Consider the following 15,327-nt stretch of genomic DNA (forward strand, 5'->3'; position numbering starts at 1 on the left):
GGCACACTGGAAGCGACATCCGGACAGCCGTGTATCAAGAAAGTTCCGCAAGCACACTGGATGTGGGACCCGAAGGCCACCTCGATGTCTCTCACCCGCCGGCCACAGCTGCAAGAGATCGACAACTCACCACAGTCCTTCTTACCGTCATCAGATTTCGCAACCCTGTGAAAGAGCGCTATCGGGCATTGGCTTCCCACGAAAACGAGTGCCGTACAACTGGCGCGCGCGAACGTCCTCGCGTGCAAGATCGGCCGCAGTCATCGTGCTCGCCAACACTTCAGCGTCATACGCGTAACGCGCGCTCTGGTCAGGATCCGATGATCCCATCTGAAGCAAGCGCGCCAGCGCATATTTCTCTGCGATCGAGTATCCAATCAGCGTTGTTATTCCATGCTCTGCCTGCCCAGCATCGAAAGCTGCTATGGCGCTACGCCAGTCGCCGCGCATGATGCCTTGATCCGCGTATCTTTTCGCATTCGCCTTGTACGCTCGCGCGAGCGCCACATACTCGGCCGAAGGATCGACCGGCGTGCCCCATGACGCTTCAATAAAGCAGGTTGCGGCACGAAGATCTCCGGCATCGGCCAGCTTCGCAGACACGTCATACACGGCACGCAAAAGCTCAGCGTAGGCTGGTCCTCTATATTTCTCGCATGCTTGATCACCTTCTTCCACGATCGCCTTGTTCCTGATCAGACGCTCCTGCTCGCTTACCGGAAGCATCTCCATCGCGGCTGGGTTGTTCAATCCAAAATCGGGATCGTTTTTCCTCCGCTCCATGAGAGCCCCGAACTGGAAGTAGGCGATACACCTGCGTACGAGATCGTACCTGCCATGAAGGTCTGCCGACGGCAGCGCCCCTTGTGTCGCCATCGCAGACTTCCCGATAGCCAACGAGACGCCTTGATCTCGCGAGACCTCGGAAAAAGCACTTGTAATGGATGTCCGTTCATCGCGATGGTTTGACGCGACCAAGCCGACGAATAGCAATGCCATGGCTGCGGAAAGCAGAGCAGTCAACTGTCTCCTCACTTTCATTGCGCCACTTTCTCCTTTGGCTTTTAGCCTGGCCGTCATGCGTCAGCGGCCAGCCGACTGAATACCCCTATGGCGGCGGTGCGGCGCAGGTCCGCGCAATGAAATGCTCGTGCGGCGGCATCGCGGCGACGCAGTTGTCCAGGACCTGGGCGACGCGACCGACGAACTGCTGGATCTGCGGCTCGGGGATGGCCGCCAGCAGGGGATGCTCCCGCTGCGGGACGATGCCCTGTCCGAGCAGGACCTGGACCCAGCTGCTGGTGGAGAAGAACTCCTCGCCGTTGCGGTGATAGCGCCCACTGCCGGCGAACAGGTCGATCACCTGCTGCAGCGAATCGGGGATCGCCATGGCGGCGCAATGCCGCCAGAAGGCGCTGTCGTCGCGCTCGGTCGCCTTGTAGTGCAGGATCAGGAAGTCGCGGATGCGCTCCCATTCGAACACGGTCGTCTCGTTGTAGCGCCGCAGCAGGGCCGGATCGAAGGTCCTGTCGGGGAAGACGTCGAGCAGGCGCAGCACCGCGTTGTGGACCAGCAGGATGCTGGTGGACTCCAGCGGCTCCATGAAACCGCTGGCCAGCCCCATCGCCACCACATTGCGCTCCCAGAAGCGCGCGCGCCGCCCGGTGGCGAAACGCAGCAGGCGCGGCTCGGCGCGCGCCGGCCCTTCCAGGCTGGACATCAGCTGCTCGGTGGCGGTCGCATCGTCCATGAAGGCGCTGCTGTAGACGTGGCCATTGCCGACGCGATGCTGCAGCGGGATGTGCCACTGCCAGCCCGCCGTCCGTGCGGTCGAGCGGGTGAAGGGCTCGGGCGGCCCGGCCGGCGCACAGGGCACGGCCACGGCGCGATCGCAGGGAAGCCAGTGGCTCCAGTCCACCCAGGGCACCTGCAGGGCCTCGCCGAGCAGCAGGCTGCGGAAGCCGGAGCAATCGATGAACAGGTCGCCCTCGATGCGGCGACCGTCGGCCAGCACGACGGCCTCGACGAATCCCTCCTGCGCGCGCAGCGTCGCCTCGACCACGCGTCCCTCTACGCGGACCACGCCCTGGCGCTCGGCCCGCTCGCGCAGATAGCCGGCGTAGAGCGTGGCGTCGAAGTGGTAGGCATAGGCGATATCGGCCAACGGAGAGCCCGCCGGCGCATCGGCGGGCGCGGTCATGAAGCGCCCCTGCCGGGCGGCCAGGTTCTGCAGGACGTAGCGCCCGATATCGGCATCGGCCCGCCCCGCGCGGACTTCGTGCAGCCAGAGCTGATGGAAGGCCAGCGGCCCCATGTCGTAACCGACCGCCCCGAAGCCATGCATGTAGGCATCTCCGGGCCGGCGCCAGTCGCGGAACTCGATCCCGAGCTTGAACGTGCCCTGCGTGCGCCGGACGAACTCCCCCTCCTCCAGCCCCAGGACCTGCCGGTTGAAGTAGCGCACGTTCGGCACGGTGGCCTCGCCCACGCCGACGATGCCGATCTCCTCCGATTCCACCAGCTGGACCCGGCAATGGGGCAGATGGCGGATCAAGGCCGCGGCGGCCGACCAGCCGGCCGCGCCCCCGCCGACCACCACGATGCTGGCGATGCTCTCTGATGCCACGTGCGCGCTCCCCATGTCCTCACAAGACAAGGCCCGCTTGCGCGGGCCCTGTCCTTACTTCGATGCCAACACTAGCGCACTTACCAGATCACGCGCGCGCTCAGGAACACCGTCCGCGGCGAGGTGTAGCTGACCGCGGTGTTGGTGTCGTTGTAGGTGACCACGGGCGAATACACGCCGCCGGAGCCGTAGTCGATGAAGTAGCTGCTCAGGTTGTCCCAGTTGAAGACATTGATCACGTCCGCGCGCACCTGGACGGTGACGTTCTCGGTGACATGCATGTCCTTGGACGCGGACAGGTCGAACTGACGGGTGCCGAAGATCGGGCCGCCCACCAGGAACTTCTGACCGGGCAGATCCTTCAGCGCCGTGACATAGGCCGGGCCAGCCGGAGCATCCCAGTTGTCCGGCGTGACCGCGACGTTGAGAGGCTGGGTGGTGGCCAGCGTCAACTTGCCGGACAGACTGATCTCCCACGGCAGGTCGTAGGTCCCGGTCAGCACCAGGCGGTGCTTGGGCACCGACTGCAGGCTGATGTACGGATAGTCATGGATGGTCGCCGCATCGAACGAGTAGTGCTCGTCGCCGCCGCGGTTGCCCTTGGCGTCGGAGAACGTATACGCCGCCGAGAAGGCCCAGCCCGATTCCTTGGTGTACGGCTTGTCGGCCGACAGCAGCACCTGCTTGGTCTTGGTCTCGATGCCGTTGTCGCCCAGGATGATGGTGCCCAGGCCTTCGGCGTTATGACCCCACGGCTGGCTGCCGTTCTGCCAGAAGCTGCCGTCCGGATAGCGCGAACCCAGGGTGAAAGCGAAGCCGTCCTTGCTGTGCACGTAGGCCAGGGTGGCCGAGGTGTTCCAGTCGCCCATCTGGTGACGCAGGCCCAGCGAGAACTGGTCCGAATACGGCGTCTTGAGGTCGTTGTTGAGCATGTCGACCTCGGTGCCCGTACGCGAGGTCGGGTCGACCACCAGGCCCGAGACGGCATCGATGCCGGACAGGTAGGACGGGTTCCAGTTCACGCACTGCTGCGGCACCAGGGTCGTGCAGGACCCGGACTCGATGAACTTGACCGTGTACTGCGACAGCGCGCCCTTGACCTGCTCCAGGCCCAGATAGTCGTAGAGGTTGCGGTCGTAGCTGCGGCCGGCGCCACCGAACATCACCCAGCGCTGGTCGGCGTTGAAGTCGTACGAGAAGCCCAGGCGCGGGGCGATGTCGCCCTTCTGCGCCTTGCGGTTCTTGCCGGTGCTGATGTAGTCGTTCATGTCCACGCCGCCCTTGGCCATGGTCTGAGCGAAGGTCTGACCGGCGGGGGCGTTGGGATCCTGCGAATTGATCGCGTCGATGACGGCCTGCGGCGTCTGGAAATCCGTATACGAGGGCACCTTCTCGTAATCCCAGCGCACGCCCAGGTTCAGCTGCAGCTTGTCGTTGACGTCCCAGTCGTCCTGGATGTACAGGCCGATCTGCTTGTCCTTGGTCGTGACCGACGGCGAGAAGCCTTCGTACGGCTGGTTGAAGATGACCTGATACGGAATCGCGGCGGTGCCGGCGCCATCGGTCACCGCATAGTAGAACGCCGGATTGACGATGGAGTTCTCGCTCTGGGTCAGCTCCACGTCCTTGTACTTGACGCCCATCTTGATGACGTGGTCGCCGTTCCAGTTGAAGCTGTTGAACGTCAGGTCGTCCTGGAACGCCGGGCCCTTCTGGCCCTTGCGCTGGATCGACAGACCCGAGGTCGCGTCGTCGAAGATCAGCACGCGGTCCTGATTCTGCCCGGCGGTGTAGACGCTCTGCCTGCCGATGGTCTTGGCGGTGGGGTTGAACAGCACGTCCTCGTAGGTCACGCGCGCTTCGTTGAAGAAGCCCTCGCCGTAGTGCTCCCACTTCAGGTCGTAGCGGTCTTCCTTGTTGTTGTTGATCTTGGCCGCCTGCGCGGTGGTGTTGCCGCCGATGGTGTCGATGCTGTCCTCACGACGCACCTTGGCGGTCAGCTCCAGGCGATCGTTGTCGCCGATCTCCCAGTCGATCTTGCCGAAGTACAGGTCTTCCTTGAACGGACGGGTGATCGGGCCATACTTGGCCTGCACCGACGCCGGCAGGTCATCGGCATAGGACAGCGAATTGTTGTCGATCACCGCCACCGGGTCGGCCGGGATCTCGAAGCCCTTGCCTTCGTAGGAAACGAAGAAGTGCATCTTGTCCTGGATGATCGGACCGCCCAGCGCGAAGCCGTACTCGTTCTGGTGGGTCTTCTGCTTGCCGCCGGCGGACTGCTCCTCGGCCGGGGTCGGCTTGCGCCAGTCGGAGTTGGTCATGCGACCGAACACTTCGCCGTGGAACTCGTTGGTGCCCGACTTGGTCGCCGCCACGATCGCCGCCGAACCGACCTGGTCGAACTCGGCCTTGTAGTTGGACGTGATGACCTTGTACTCGCCGATGGCCAGCTGCGGGAACGGGTTGCCCGCGCTCTGCTGCTGACCGGACACGCCGCCGAACAGGTAGCTCTTCTGGCCCACGCCGTCGATGTAGACGTTGACCGCCGAGGTCTGCTGCGCGCCGCCGCGGATATCGCTATGGCCCGAGGAGTCGGTGGTGAACTGCATGCCCGGCACGGTGTCGGCGAACTCGAGGAAGTTGCGCGTCAGCTGCGGGACCGAGTTGATCTGCTGCAGCGACACGTTGGTACCGACCTCGGAGGTCTTGACCTCCTGCAGCGGCGGCGCCTTGACGCGCACCGTGTCCAGCTCCTTGGCGTCGCCGGCCGGCGCCGCGTCCGCGGCCTGCATGTCCAGGCTGACCGAGGTGGCCACGGCCAGGGTGACGGTCTTTTCCACGCCGCCGGCCTGGATCTTGTAGGTACCCGGCGGCAGGCCGACCAGGGCGTAGCTGCCGTCGGCGCTGGCGGTCACGCGACGGCTCAGGCCGGTGGCGGTGTTGGTGGCGGTGACGTCCGCGCCGCTTTCGGCCTTGCCGCGAAGCGTGGCGTTGGACGACTGCGCGAACGCAGGCACCGAGGCGACCATGCAGCCGGCCAGTGCGATGGCCAGGATGCTGCGGGACGGGGAGCGGGAGATGGCGTGCTTATTCTTCATGACGGTGCCCTCCTTAGGGCAGTCGGATCGCGTGTTTTTCTTGTGGGACGTGTCGTGCGGGAAAGCGGGAAGAAGACAGCGGCTGGACGGAGGGGTCAGGCCATGCGGCGCTCCGGGGTGGCACTGGAGTCGCGCACGACCAGGTGCGGGATCAGCGGGGCGGTATCGACCGGCGTGCCGGACTCGCCCAGCGCCGGGTGCTGCAGCAGCAGATGCAGGGCGCGCGCGCCGAGGCTGGCGATGTCCACGCGCATGGTGGTCAGCGCCGGGTTGACGTAGCGCGCCATCGGCACGTCGTCGAAGCCGGCCACCGCGATGTCCTCGGGCACGCGCAGGCCGGCCTTGCGCAGGGCGAACAGGCAGCCCAGCGCGGTCATGTCGTTGGCCGCGAACACCGCATCGGGGCGCTCGCCGGCGGCGAAGGCCTCGCCCGCGGCATAGCCGGAGGCCTCGTCGAAGTTGCCCTGCACCACCCAGGGTTCGGCCGCGTCGGCGACCGTGGCCAGTGCCTCGCAGTAGCCGCGCAGGCGCTCGCGGGCATCGAAGTTGTCCTCGGGCCCGGCGATGAAGGCGATGCGGCGATGGCCGACGTCCAGCAGGTGCCGGGTCATGGCGAAGGCACCGCCGTGGTTGTCCACGTTGAGCACGGCCGCGCGCGGGCTGCCGGCGCAGTTCATCAGCACCGCCGGCACGTCCGGCGCCAGGGCCTCGTCCAGGGATTCGACGCTGCCCAGGAACGGCGACATCACCAGCACGCCGTCCACCCGCCCGGGCGTGGCGCGCAGCGCATCGCGCTGCTCGGCCAGGCTGCCGTGGCAGCTGGAGACCAGCAGGTGCAGGCCGCGTTCGCGCGCGGCGTGATCGATGCCGCGCATCAGCTCGGAGAAGAATTCGCCGTACAGGTCGGGCAGGACCACGCCGATGGTGTGGGTGCGGCGGCTGCTCAGCGCGCGGGCGGCATGGTGCGGGCTGTAGCGCAGCTCACTGGCCACCTGCAGGATGCGGGCCCGCACCTCGTCGGCCACGTACTGGCGCCCGTTGAGGGCACGCGACACGGTGGCCACGGACACCTCGGCGGCGCGGGCGACGTCCTTGATCGTGACGTTCATCGACGCGACGTGCCGGCGGTGACACACAGGGAACGACCGCCCGTCCGGGACCCGGCGGCCTGCTGCAGTGCAGCATCAAATTGGTGCGTGGCGTGCGGATTGGCTATGGCGTTTGGCACTGGAAGCTCTCCTCTTCCGGGCCTTGGGTTCGTTGGCGGGCGGCACCGTATCAGGAGTTGCAACCGCTTACATGCTGCGCCGCAAGATGCACATCCGGGCCCGGATGTGTCATTGCGCACCACACGGGTGCGCATGCACCAAATAACGGATTCTTAAGGGTTTCGGGTCAGAGGCCGGTCTGGGGTTTTGCGCAGTTGCCGAAGCGGACCCTGCGCCCGTGCCGCGCCTTCCTCGCCAACTGCGCAAAAAATCGGAGGCCGACAGCGGACAGCGCATGTCCGTTTTTGGCCTTGCCGCGGTCATTGGGACGACATCGGGCGCGCCGTCACAATGGTCCCGGGTCCAGCGGCTTGATCGTCGGCGCGGCCGCGCTAGGATGGCCGGGCCGCTGGGGAGCGGCCCTGCAGGGGGAACCATGCCGATCCAACGCGAACTCGTACAGGAACGTGTGTCCACGGCCGCCACGCAGCTGGCTGGCTTCGCGCGCAGCAGCCGCGACGATCAGCGCACCTGGGCGATCAAGCTGCTGGCTGCCGCCACCCGCGACCTGCCGCCGGGCGAACGCGCCGCCGTGCAGGCCGGCTTCTGCGAGGTCATGCGGATGTTCGAGCTGGCCGAGACGCGTTAGCCGGTCTGCCTGCCCTGGCGGTAGCCGGGCGATTGGAATCCGCGCGGGCATAAAGAGATCCGCGCTCAGCAACTGGACTTGAAGGCGTCATCCCCGCGAAGGCGGGGATCCAGGGAAGTTCGTCCGGATCGCGCGACGTCCATGGGCTCCCGCCTTCGCGGGAGCGACGATTCCGATGATCCGCCGTGCACCGAAGAGCGTGCTAGATATGGCAAACATCCTTCCTTCGTCATCCCCGCTAACGCGGGGATCCAGTGCCTTGCGAGCATGACGAATGGAGTCGCTGGATCCCCGCGTTCGCGGGGATGACGACTTGGAGGCTTGAAAGATGGCGAGCCAGGACGCTTGAAAGATGACGAGCTTCGGGACCTGGACTATGGCGAGGTTCGAAGCGCGAAAGACCGCAAGACGTGACGCGCGCCAAACCGCCGAAGCGTGCGCCGCGCTCAGCCGGACGCCGACGCCGTAGACGCCACGCGTGCGGCGGATCCCGCCGCGGCATCGAGATACTCGCGGCGCACGCGCTTGAGGCCGCACAGCAGCGCATAGGGGCTGGTGCTGCAGGTCTCGGCGATCCGGGCCGCGGTGGGCGATGCGCCCCAGAAGGTCACGCGGCTGCCGACATCGGCGCCGGGCAGATCGGTGATGTCCACGGTCAGCATGTCCATCGACACGCGCCCGATCACGCGCGTGCTCTGGCCATCGATCAGCACCGGGGTGCCGTTGGGCGCCCGCTGCGGATAACCGTCGGCGTAGCCCATCGCGGCCACGCCGATGCGCATCGGCACAGGCGCGGTGAAACGCGCGCCATAGCCGACCGACTCGCCGGCCGGCAGGTCGCGCACGGCGATCAGCGCCGATTCCAGCTGCATCACCGGCCGCAGCGGGTGCGCCGGCCCCGCGTCCAGCGCGAACGGGCTGGCGCCGTAGAGCATCAGCCCGGGGCGCACCCAGTCGCTGCGGATGCCGGGCCAGCCCAGCAGCGCCGGCGAGTTGTTGAAGCTGGTCGGCCCGGCGAAGTCGGCCGTGGCCTGTTCGAACACGCGCCGCTGGACCTCGCTGAAGTCGCTGTCCAGCTCGTCGGCGCGCGCCAGGTGGCTCATCGCGACGACCGAGGCGATCTTCGGATCGCGCTGCAGCGCGGCCAAGGCCTCGACGAACTGCGCTGGCGACAGGCCGAGGCGGTGCATGCCGCTGTCCAGCTTCAGCCACACGTGCAGCGGCTGCTGCGGGCTGTAGCGCGCCAGCGCCTGCAGCTGCCAGGGCGAGGCCACCGCGGTCCACAGCCGGTGGCGATCGATCAGCGGCAGTTCGGCCGCCTCGAGGAAGCCTTCCAGCAGCAGGATCGGCGTCTCGATGCCGGCCTCGCGCAGCTCGATGGCCTCCTCCAGGCAGGCCACGCCGAAGGCGTCGGCGATGCCGGTCAGCGCGCGTGCGCAGCGCACCGCGCCGTGGCCGTAGGCGTCGGCCTTGACCACCGCCACGGCCTTGCCGCCGCCCAGGCGCTTGGCCAGCAGGTAGTTGTCCTGCAGCGCGCCCAGGTCGATCAGTGCACGGGCCGGGCGCATCAGGCGGCCGCGCCGCGGGCGGCGCTGTTGCGGTAACGGGACATGTCCAGGCCTTCGGTGTCGATCGCCGGTGCGTGGCCCGCCATCAGGTCGGCCAGGTAGCGGCCCGAGCCGCAGGCCATGGTCCAGCCCAGCGTGCCGTGCCCGGTGTTGGTGTAGAGATTGTCCAGCGGCGTGGCCCCGACCACGGGGGTGCCGTCCGGCGTGGCCGGGCGCAGCCCGGTCCAGAACTGCGCCTGCTCCAGCGCACCGCCCTGCGGATACAGGTCGCGCACGACCAGCTCCAGCGTCTCGCGGCGCTGCGGGTTGAGCACGTGGTCGTAGCCGGCCACCTCGGCCATGCCGCCCACGCGGATGCGCGCATCGAAGCGAGTCACGGCGACCTTGTAGCTTTCGTCCAGGATCGTGGACACCGGCGACATCGCCGGCTCAAGGATCGGCAGGGTCAGCGAATAACCCTTGAGCGGATACACCGGCAGGTCCAGGCCCAGCGGCGCCAGCAGTCGCGGCGACTCGCTGCCCAGGGCCAGCACGTAGCGGTCGGCGGTCTCCAGCCGGCCGTCCAGGCGCACGCCGGTGATCCGGCGGCCGTCGGCCTCGATCGCCTCGATGCGCGTGTCGTAGCGGAACTCCACCCCGGCTTCGCGCGCCATCGCCTCCAGCCGCCGGGTGAACAGGTGACAGTCGCCGGTCTGGTCGTTGGGCAGGCGCAGCGCGCCGACCAGGGCCACCGGCGCGGCGGCCAGCGCCGGCTCGTAGCGGGCGATGCCGGCCGGGTCGAGCAGCTCGTACGGCACGCCGTACTCGTCCAGCACCGCCACGTCCTTGGCCGCGCCGTCCAGCTGGGCCTGGGTGCGGAACAGCTGGATGGTGCCCAGGCGCCGACCCTCGTAGGCGATGCCGGTGGCGGCGACCAGTTCGTCCAGGCAGTCGCGGCTGTATTCGGACAGGCGCACCATGCGCGCCTTGTTGCGCGCGTAGTGCGCGCTGGTGCAGTTGGCCATCATCTGCAGCAGCCAGCTGTACTGGCGCGGGTCCAGGCCAGGCTTGATCGCCAGCGGCGCATGCTTCTGGAACAGCCACTTGAAGGCCTTGGCCGGCACGCCCGGCGCCGCCCACGGCGAGGCATAGCCCGGCGAGATCTGGCCGGCGTTGGCGAAGCTGGTCTCCAGGGCCGGGCCGGGCTGGCGATCGACCACGCACACCTCGAACCCGGCCTGGGCCAGGTACCACGCGGTGGTCGTGCCGATCACGCCACTTCCCATCACCAGCACACGCATGGCCTCACCTTGTCGTTCGTCAGGCCCATCGCGGCCAACGGAGAAAACCTTACCCGAACCCCTCCGGCAGATTGGCCGCGTTCGCCACCCCTGCGCGATGAAAGCTTGAGGTCTGGCGCGGTTGCGCGGCACATGCTGCCGCGCTCATTCGGGAAGGAAGCTCTTGGCGCAAGAATTATCGGCGATTTCCCGAAGAATTTCCGCATCTATCATGCAGCAGATCCTGCCGACCCACACCCCAACCGCGGCTCAACGCGGCGCTCAGGCCAAGGACTTCACCGACACCTCGCCGCGCAGGATCGGCGACTTGATCACGATGTAGGAGAAGTACTTGCTGATGCCGATGTGACGATCCAGCAGGCCCTCGACCAGCGCCTGGTAGTGGGCCACGTCGCGCACCACGAACTTGAGCAGGTAGTCGAAGCCGCCGCTGACCAGGTGGCATTCGGTTAGCTCCTCCACGCTGCGCAGGCCGGCCTCGAAGGTGTCGAAGTCCTCGCGACGGTGGTTGTCCAGGGTCACCGAGGTATAGACCACCTGCACGCGGAACAGCTTGGCCAGGTCGAGCCGCGCGCCATAGCCGGCGATGTAGCCGGCGCGCTCCAGGCGCTTGACCCGCGCCAGGCACGGGCTGGGCGACAGGCCGACCCGGTCGGCCAGGTCGGCGTTGGTGATCCGGCCCTGGCGCTGCAGCTCGGCCAGGATGTTCAGATCGATACGGTCCAGCCGCGGCAGGCGATCGATCACGCGCGCACCCGCCGCATGCCTGCGCCAGCTCGGCCGTCGGGTGCAAAACAGCGGCCATGTGCTTCGATCAGGGGGGCGTCGCAGTCGAAGCGCGGCACGGCGGAGTCGGTCAGGCGCATGGCCGGCGTGGATCCCGGGGAGGAAGGGCGTCCGGCACGGCGACGCCGATGCGGCGCCGCGTCCCGCGGACGGAGGGCGCCCATTGTGCCGTCTCGGCAGGTTCTGCCGCACCTGCGGAGGCGCGCGGCGATCGCGACTCGGGCGTCAGTCGGCGTCCGGGGCGCGGCCCAGTTCGGCCTGGTCCTGCTCGATCTGGCGCCGCTGCTGCAGCTGCTCGGCCACCATGCGCTCGGCCTTGGCGAAGGCGGCCTCGGCATCGGCCACGTGCAGTTCGTCGTCGCCGTACAGCTCGGGCGGTAGATCGTCGATCTGCAGCGACTTGATCATGGTCTTGCCGTCGTGGCTCCAGATCTCCACGCGGAACGGCGTGTCCTCGACCTTGCCGGACCGCCAGTGCTTGCGGGGTTCTTCCATTGGAGCGCACCTTGGGGGACTTCAGTACGGCCAGCCTGCACGCGCGGCCGTGAGCGCGCCATCAGCGCGCGCGGCCGGCTGCAACCAAACCATCGTCCGACCGTCACATCGGCGACGCACGCGCTCGCCATCCTGTGCCCGCAGGTCCGGCGCGGTGCGTGATCGACGGCCAGGACCTGCGCGAGGCGACAGACGGATTAGCCGGGAGTGCCGTCCAGAGCAAAACCCCGGCAGTTGGTGCGCGATCCTTTCCGCGTCGCGGAAGCCGCAAGGCTCCCAAGATCGCGCGAGCCAATCCCCAAGACGCCCCGGCCCCTCTCTCTGCCGGGGCGTTTTACTGTGCGCCGATGCGTCGCGGCCAGGGCGCTGCGGTCATGCGGCGCGGCGCGGGCGGCTGCTACGCTCGCGCCGTGCGGCCGTGGCCGCCTCGCTGCCCTCTTCTTCTTCCGATCCTGCCATGCCTGCATTCCGCTGTTGTTCCGCAGTCCACGCAACGTCCTGCTCCCGCACGCGGGTGCGCGCATGAGTCTGGCGCCCTGGCTGCTGGCGGCCGCGGCCGGCACGGCGAGCTTCACCACGCCGCACCTGGCCACCACACCGCCGCCGCATGCGGTGCAATTCGACGGCAGGACCTATGTCGATCACGGCCTGGTCGCCGCCGGGCGCGTGCCGGCCGGCACGCTGGACTTCATGGGCGACACGCTGGGGTCGTTCTCCTCGCTGGGCGTGCAGGCCGGCCAGTGGCGGCGCACGCGCGATGGCTACGAGGGCGTGCTGTGGACCCTGCCCGACCGCGGCCGCAACGATCCGGACGCCGGCCTGTTCTACGACTACGCCGGCCGTCTCGAACGCCTGAGCATGACGCTGCGCCTGCCGCGCGCGGGCCAGACGGCGGGCGAGACGCTGATCCTGGTGCCCGATGGCGGGCTGACGCTGCGCGACTTCGAAGGCCAACCCTTCACCGGCGCAGACCCCGGCGCGCACACCGTGGTGCAGGGCGGCTTCACCCTGCCCTCGCCGGCCAGCGGACCTGGCGCGGGCAAGATCTCGCTCGATGCCGAGTCGCTGCAGTTCACCGCCGACGGACACTTCTACATCGGCGACGAGTACACGGCCAACGTCTATTACTTCGACCCGGCCGGGCGCCTGCGCGGGGTGATCGAGCCGCCGCCGGGGATCGCGCCGCGCCGCGATGGGCTGCCCGCATTCGGCTCGCTGCAGGCGCCGCAGCACGGGCGCCGCAACAACCAGGGCGTCGAGGGCCTGGGCCTGTCGCCCGATGGCACGCGCCTGTTCGTGGCGCTGCAGAGCGCGCTGGTGCAGGACACCGCCGCGGGCGAACACGCCGGCCGCCGCGACACGCGCGTGCTGGTCTACGACGTCTCCGGGCACGCGCTGCCGAAGCGGCCGATCGGCCATTACGTGGTGCAGCTGCCGATCTACACGCACAAGGGCAACGGCAAGCCGGCCGATCGCACCGCGGCGCAGAGCGAACTGCGCGTGCTGGACGACACGCGCTTCCTGCTGCTGGCCCGCGACGGCGCCGGGCTGGGCGCGGACAAGCCCGAGCCGGTCGTCTACAAGTCGATCCTGCTGGTCGACACTGCCGGGGCCAGCAATCTGGCCGGCTCGCGCTACGAGCGCGGCGACACCTCGCTGCTGGCATCGCCCGCGTCCACGGCGCTCAAGCCCGGCATCAAGCCCATGCGCTGGACCGAGCTGATCAACCTGCTCGACCCGGACCGGCTGGCGCAGGTCGGCCTGGACCTCGACGTCGCCGCGGGCCCACACCCCGGCCTGATGTCGGAGAAATGGGAAGCCATGGCGCTGCTGCCGGCGCTGGACCCGGCGCGGCCGGACGACTGGCTGCTGCTGGTCGGCAACGACAACGACTTCATCGCCCGCCGCTGCGTGATGCAGGGCCATGGCTGCGATTCGGCCTTCGACAACGACAACCGCGTGCTGGTCTACCGGCTCACCCTGCCCGGGCCTGCCAAGCCGCGCGGCAAGCATCGACCGCGCTAGGACGGCGCCCTCGATGCGGCGACCGCCATGACGGCGGTGCCTCGTTCGATGTGCAGGTAAGCATCGGTGGCGCGCTGTGATAGCGGCGCGCCACCCTGTTCGCAGCATCGGCCAGCGCCGACCCGCGCGTGCTCAGAACGTGTACTTGACCGTGGTCTGCACGCGGCCCAGCTCGCCCTCGGCATCGTTGCCCAGATCGCGCCGCGCCCAGCTCAGCTCGGCGCCCACGTCCAGCCGCGGGAACGGCGAGTAGATCAGGTTCACGCGCCAGGACTGCGTGCGCTCGGTGGCCTGCACGCCGACCGCCCGCTCGTCCACGGCGATGTAGGCGGCCGAGTAGGCCAGCGTGCTGCGCAGGTTGGCGGTCCAGTTGTGGCGCCACGCGGCGAAGCCCGCATAGCCGTCCTGCGCCTTGAGCCGGCCGGCGGTGTCGATGTAACCATCGGGGATCAGGCCGAAGCCGATGTAACGCCCCAGCCCGGGCCCGCCGCTGACCGTGTACTGCAGCAGGTCCTTCGGCCCGGCCTTGATCGAGCCGGCCACGCTCAGGCCGAAGCCGGAGGTGCTGTCGTCGGCCGTGCGCAGCTGGCGGGCCAGCGCCGCCACGGTGAAGTGGCCCCAGTCGCCCTTGGTCGTCCAGCGCGCGGTGAGGTCGGGCAGATCGTTCTCGCCGGAGCTGATCTGGGTCGGGCTGCGGTTCTGGTACCAGGTCTGCGGGTTCTCGAGCGAGAAGGACCAGTTGCCGGTGGTGTAGCGGATCTGCGCCTGACGCGCGAACAGCGTGCCGTCGACGATGCCGACGAAGTCCACCGTCTCCGGCAGCGAGCCCAGGTCCATCAGATTGGTCCAGGTCTGGCCGGCCAGCCAGTGGTTCCACTGCACGTAGGCGTGGCGCAGCGTGGGCGGATAGCCGTTGGAGAACTTCTCGTTGCCCACGTTGTTGTTGCCGCCGCCGAAGAAGTCGAACTCGACATAGCCCTTGAGCTTGTCGCCGGCGTCGGTGACGCGGTCCACGCCGAACCACACCCGCGAGAACTGCGCATGGAAGTCGGCGTACTGCTTGCCGGGGCCGGCATCCACCGGCGTGGCCGCGGGGAAATAGAACAGCCGCCCCGGCGTGCTGTCGGCGATCGGGCCGTCGCTGGTCCAGGTCGAGAGCATGTCCAGCTTGATGAAGCCGCCGAAGCTGAAGTGGCTGTCGCCGCTGGCGACGATGGCGGTGTTCTGGATCGGCGCCTTGCCCGGCGCGGTGGCCGGGGCCACGGTGCCGGCCGCGGTGGCCGAGGTCAGCGCCGGCGGCAGCGCGCCGCTGGCCTGCACGCCCGGCCCCTTGAGCGGCGGTGCGCCAGGCGCGGTGGCCTGCGCCAGGCGGGTGCGGGCATCGACCAGCTGGGTCTGCTGCTGCTCGACCATCTGCTTGAGCGCGAGGACTTCGCTTTCCAGCTGGGCGATGCGCGCGTCCTGGCGCGCATCGGTGGTGTTCTGCGCCTGGGCCAGGCCCGGCGCAGAGAGGGCAAGAGCGAGCGCGCAGGCCAGGGTGGCGCGGCGCGGCGTGACGATGGATGACGGCATATGGTTCTCCCCAAACC

11 protein-coding genes are annotated in these 15,327 nt (G+C 68.3%); 2 read left to right on the plus strand and 9 right to left on the minus strand.

Annotated elements, in window-relative coordinates; genetic code table 11:
* Nucleotides 1–150: 150 nt before the first annotated feature.
* The 4 genes from MWN52_RS14895 to MWN52_RS14910 all read right to left on the minus strand — a co-directional run bounded on the left by MWN52_RS14895 (nt 151) and on the right by MWN52_RS14910 (nt 6,836).
* Nucleotides 151–1,080, minus strand: coding sequence for a hypothetical protein (locus tag MWN52_RS14895; RefSeq protein WP_286575249.1), 930 nt, complete (start codon nt 1,078–1,080; stop codon nt 151–153).
* Nucleotides 1,081–1,108: 28 nt separating this feature from the next.
* Complete coding sequence (locus tag MWN52_RS14900; protein WP_286575251.1) at nt 1,109–2,626, minus strand: tryptophan halogenase family protein; 1,518 nt, start codon at nt 2,624–2,626, stop codon at nt 1,109–1,111.
* An 80-nt stretch (nt 2,627–2,706) separates the two neighbouring features.
* On the minus strand, nt 2,707–5,727 hold the full coding sequence (locus MWN52_RS14905) for a TonB-dependent receptor (RefSeq protein WP_286575253.1): 3,021 nt from the start codon (nt 5,725–5,727) through the stop codon (nt 2,707–2,709).
* Nucleotides 5,728–5,822: 95 nt separating this feature from the next.
* Nucleotides 5,823–6,836, minus strand: a complete 1,014-nt coding sequence (locus tag MWN52_RS14910) for a LacI family DNA-binding transcriptional regulator (RefSeq protein WP_286575256.1) — start codon at nt 6,834–6,836, stop codon at nt 5,823–5,825.
* Between the two features lie 535 nt (nt 6,837–7,371).
* Between MWN52_RS14910 and MWN52_RS14915 the strand changes: the two genes are divergently transcribed.
* The gene (locus tag MWN52_RS14915; protein ID WP_130516958.1) at nt 7,372–7,584 is read left to right on the plus strand and encodes a hypothetical protein; all 213 of its coding nucleotides are present in this window, start codon (nt 7,372–7,374) and stop codon (nt 7,582–7,584) included.
* Between the two features lie 446 nt (nt 7,585–8,030).
* Here MWN52_RS14915 and alr read toward each other — a convergent pair whose 3' ends face one another.
* The 4 genes from alr to MWN52_RS14935 form a co-directional block, all read right to left on the minus strand.
* Nucleotides 8,031–9,152, minus strand: a complete 1,122-nt coding sequence (alr, locus tag MWN52_RS14920; protein WP_286575258.1) for an alanine racemase — start codon at nt 9,150–9,152, stop codon at nt 8,031–8,033.
* A complete protein-coding gene (locus tag MWN52_RS14925) occupies nt 9,152–10,432 on the minus strand; it encodes a D-amino acid dehydrogenase (protein ID WP_130535646.1) in 1,281 nt (426 codons plus the stop codon). The genes alr and MWN52_RS14925 overlap by 1 nt, the downstream gene beginning before the upstream one ends.
* A 261-nt stretch (nt 10,433–10,693) precedes the next feature.
* Nucleotides 10,694–11,179, minus strand: a complete 486-nt coding sequence (locus tag MWN52_RS14930; protein WP_130524318.1) for an Lrp/AsnC family transcriptional regulator — start codon at nt 11,177–11,179, stop codon at nt 10,694–10,696.
* Nucleotides 11,180–11,443: 264 nt separating this feature from the next.
* A complete protein-coding gene (locus MWN52_RS14935; RefSeq protein ID WP_286575261.1) occupies nt 11,444–11,713 on the minus strand; it encodes a hypothetical protein in 270 nt (89 codons plus the stop codon).
* A gap of 522 nt (nt 11,714–12,235) precedes the next feature.
* On the opposite strand from MWN52_RS14935, the gene MWN52_RS14940 reads away from it, so the two are divergent.
* On the plus strand, nt 12,236–13,738 hold the full coding sequence (locus tag MWN52_RS14940; RefSeq protein WP_286575262.1) for an esterase-like activity of phytase family protein: 1,503 nt from the start codon (nt 12,236–12,238) through the stop codon (nt 13,736–13,738).
* Between the two features lie 132 nt (nt 13,739–13,870).
* Here MWN52_RS14940 and MWN52_RS14945 read toward each other — a convergent pair whose 3' ends face one another.
* On the minus strand, nt 13,871–15,310 hold the full coding sequence (locus MWN52_RS14945) for a DcaP family trimeric outer membrane transporter (RefSeq protein ID WP_286575263.1): 1,440 nt from the start codon (nt 15,308–15,310) through the stop codon (nt 13,871–13,873).
* Between the last annotated feature and the right edge of the window lie 17 nt (nt 15,311–15,327).

It is taken from the genome of Pseudoxanthomonas winnipegensis (assembly GCF_030322905.1).
Taxonomy (GTDB): domain Bacteria; phylum Pseudomonadota; class Gammaproteobacteria; order Xanthomonadales; family Xanthomonadaceae; genus Pseudoxanthomonas_A; species Pseudoxanthomonas_A winnipegensis.

Excerpts from the sequence above, each read along its gene's own strand:
- MWN52_RS14905 (WP_286575253.1), bottom strand. The coding sequence starts at position 5,727 with ATGAAGAATAAGCACGCCATCTCCCGCTCCCCGTCCCGCAGCATCCTG.
- MWN52_RS14915 (WP_130516958.1), top strand. The coding sequence starts at position 7,372 with ATGCCGATCCAACGCGAACTCGTACAGGAACGTGTGTCCACGGCCGCC.
- MWN52_RS14895 (WP_286575249.1), bottom strand. The coding sequence starts at position 1,080 with ATGACGGCCAGGCTAAAAGCCAAAGGAGAAAGTGGCGCAATGAAAGTG.
- MWN52_RS14940 (WP_286575262.1), top strand. The coding sequence starts at position 12,236 with ATGAGTCTGGCGCCCTGGCTGCTGGCGGCCGCGGCCGGCACGGCGAGC.
- alr (WP_286575258.1), bottom strand. The coding sequence starts at position 9,152 with ATGCGCCCGGCCCGTGCACTGATCGACCTGGGCGCGCTGCAGGACAAC.
- MWN52_RS14910 (WP_286575256.1), bottom strand. The coding sequence starts at position 6,836 with ATGAACGTCACGATCAAGGACGTCGCCCGCGCCGCCGAGGTGTCCGTG.
- MWN52_RS14945 (WP_286575263.1), bottom strand. The coding sequence starts at position 15,310 with ATGCCGTCATCCATCGTCACGCCGCGCCGCGCCACCCTGGCCTGCGCG.
- MWN52_RS14925 (WP_130535646.1), bottom strand. The coding sequence starts at position 10,432 with ATGCGTGTGCTGGTGATGGGAAGTGGCGTGATCGGCACGACCACCGCG.
- MWN52_RS14935 (WP_286575261.1), bottom strand. The coding sequence starts at position 11,713 with ATGGAAGAACCCCGCAAGCACTGGCGGTCCGGCAAGGTCGAGGACACG.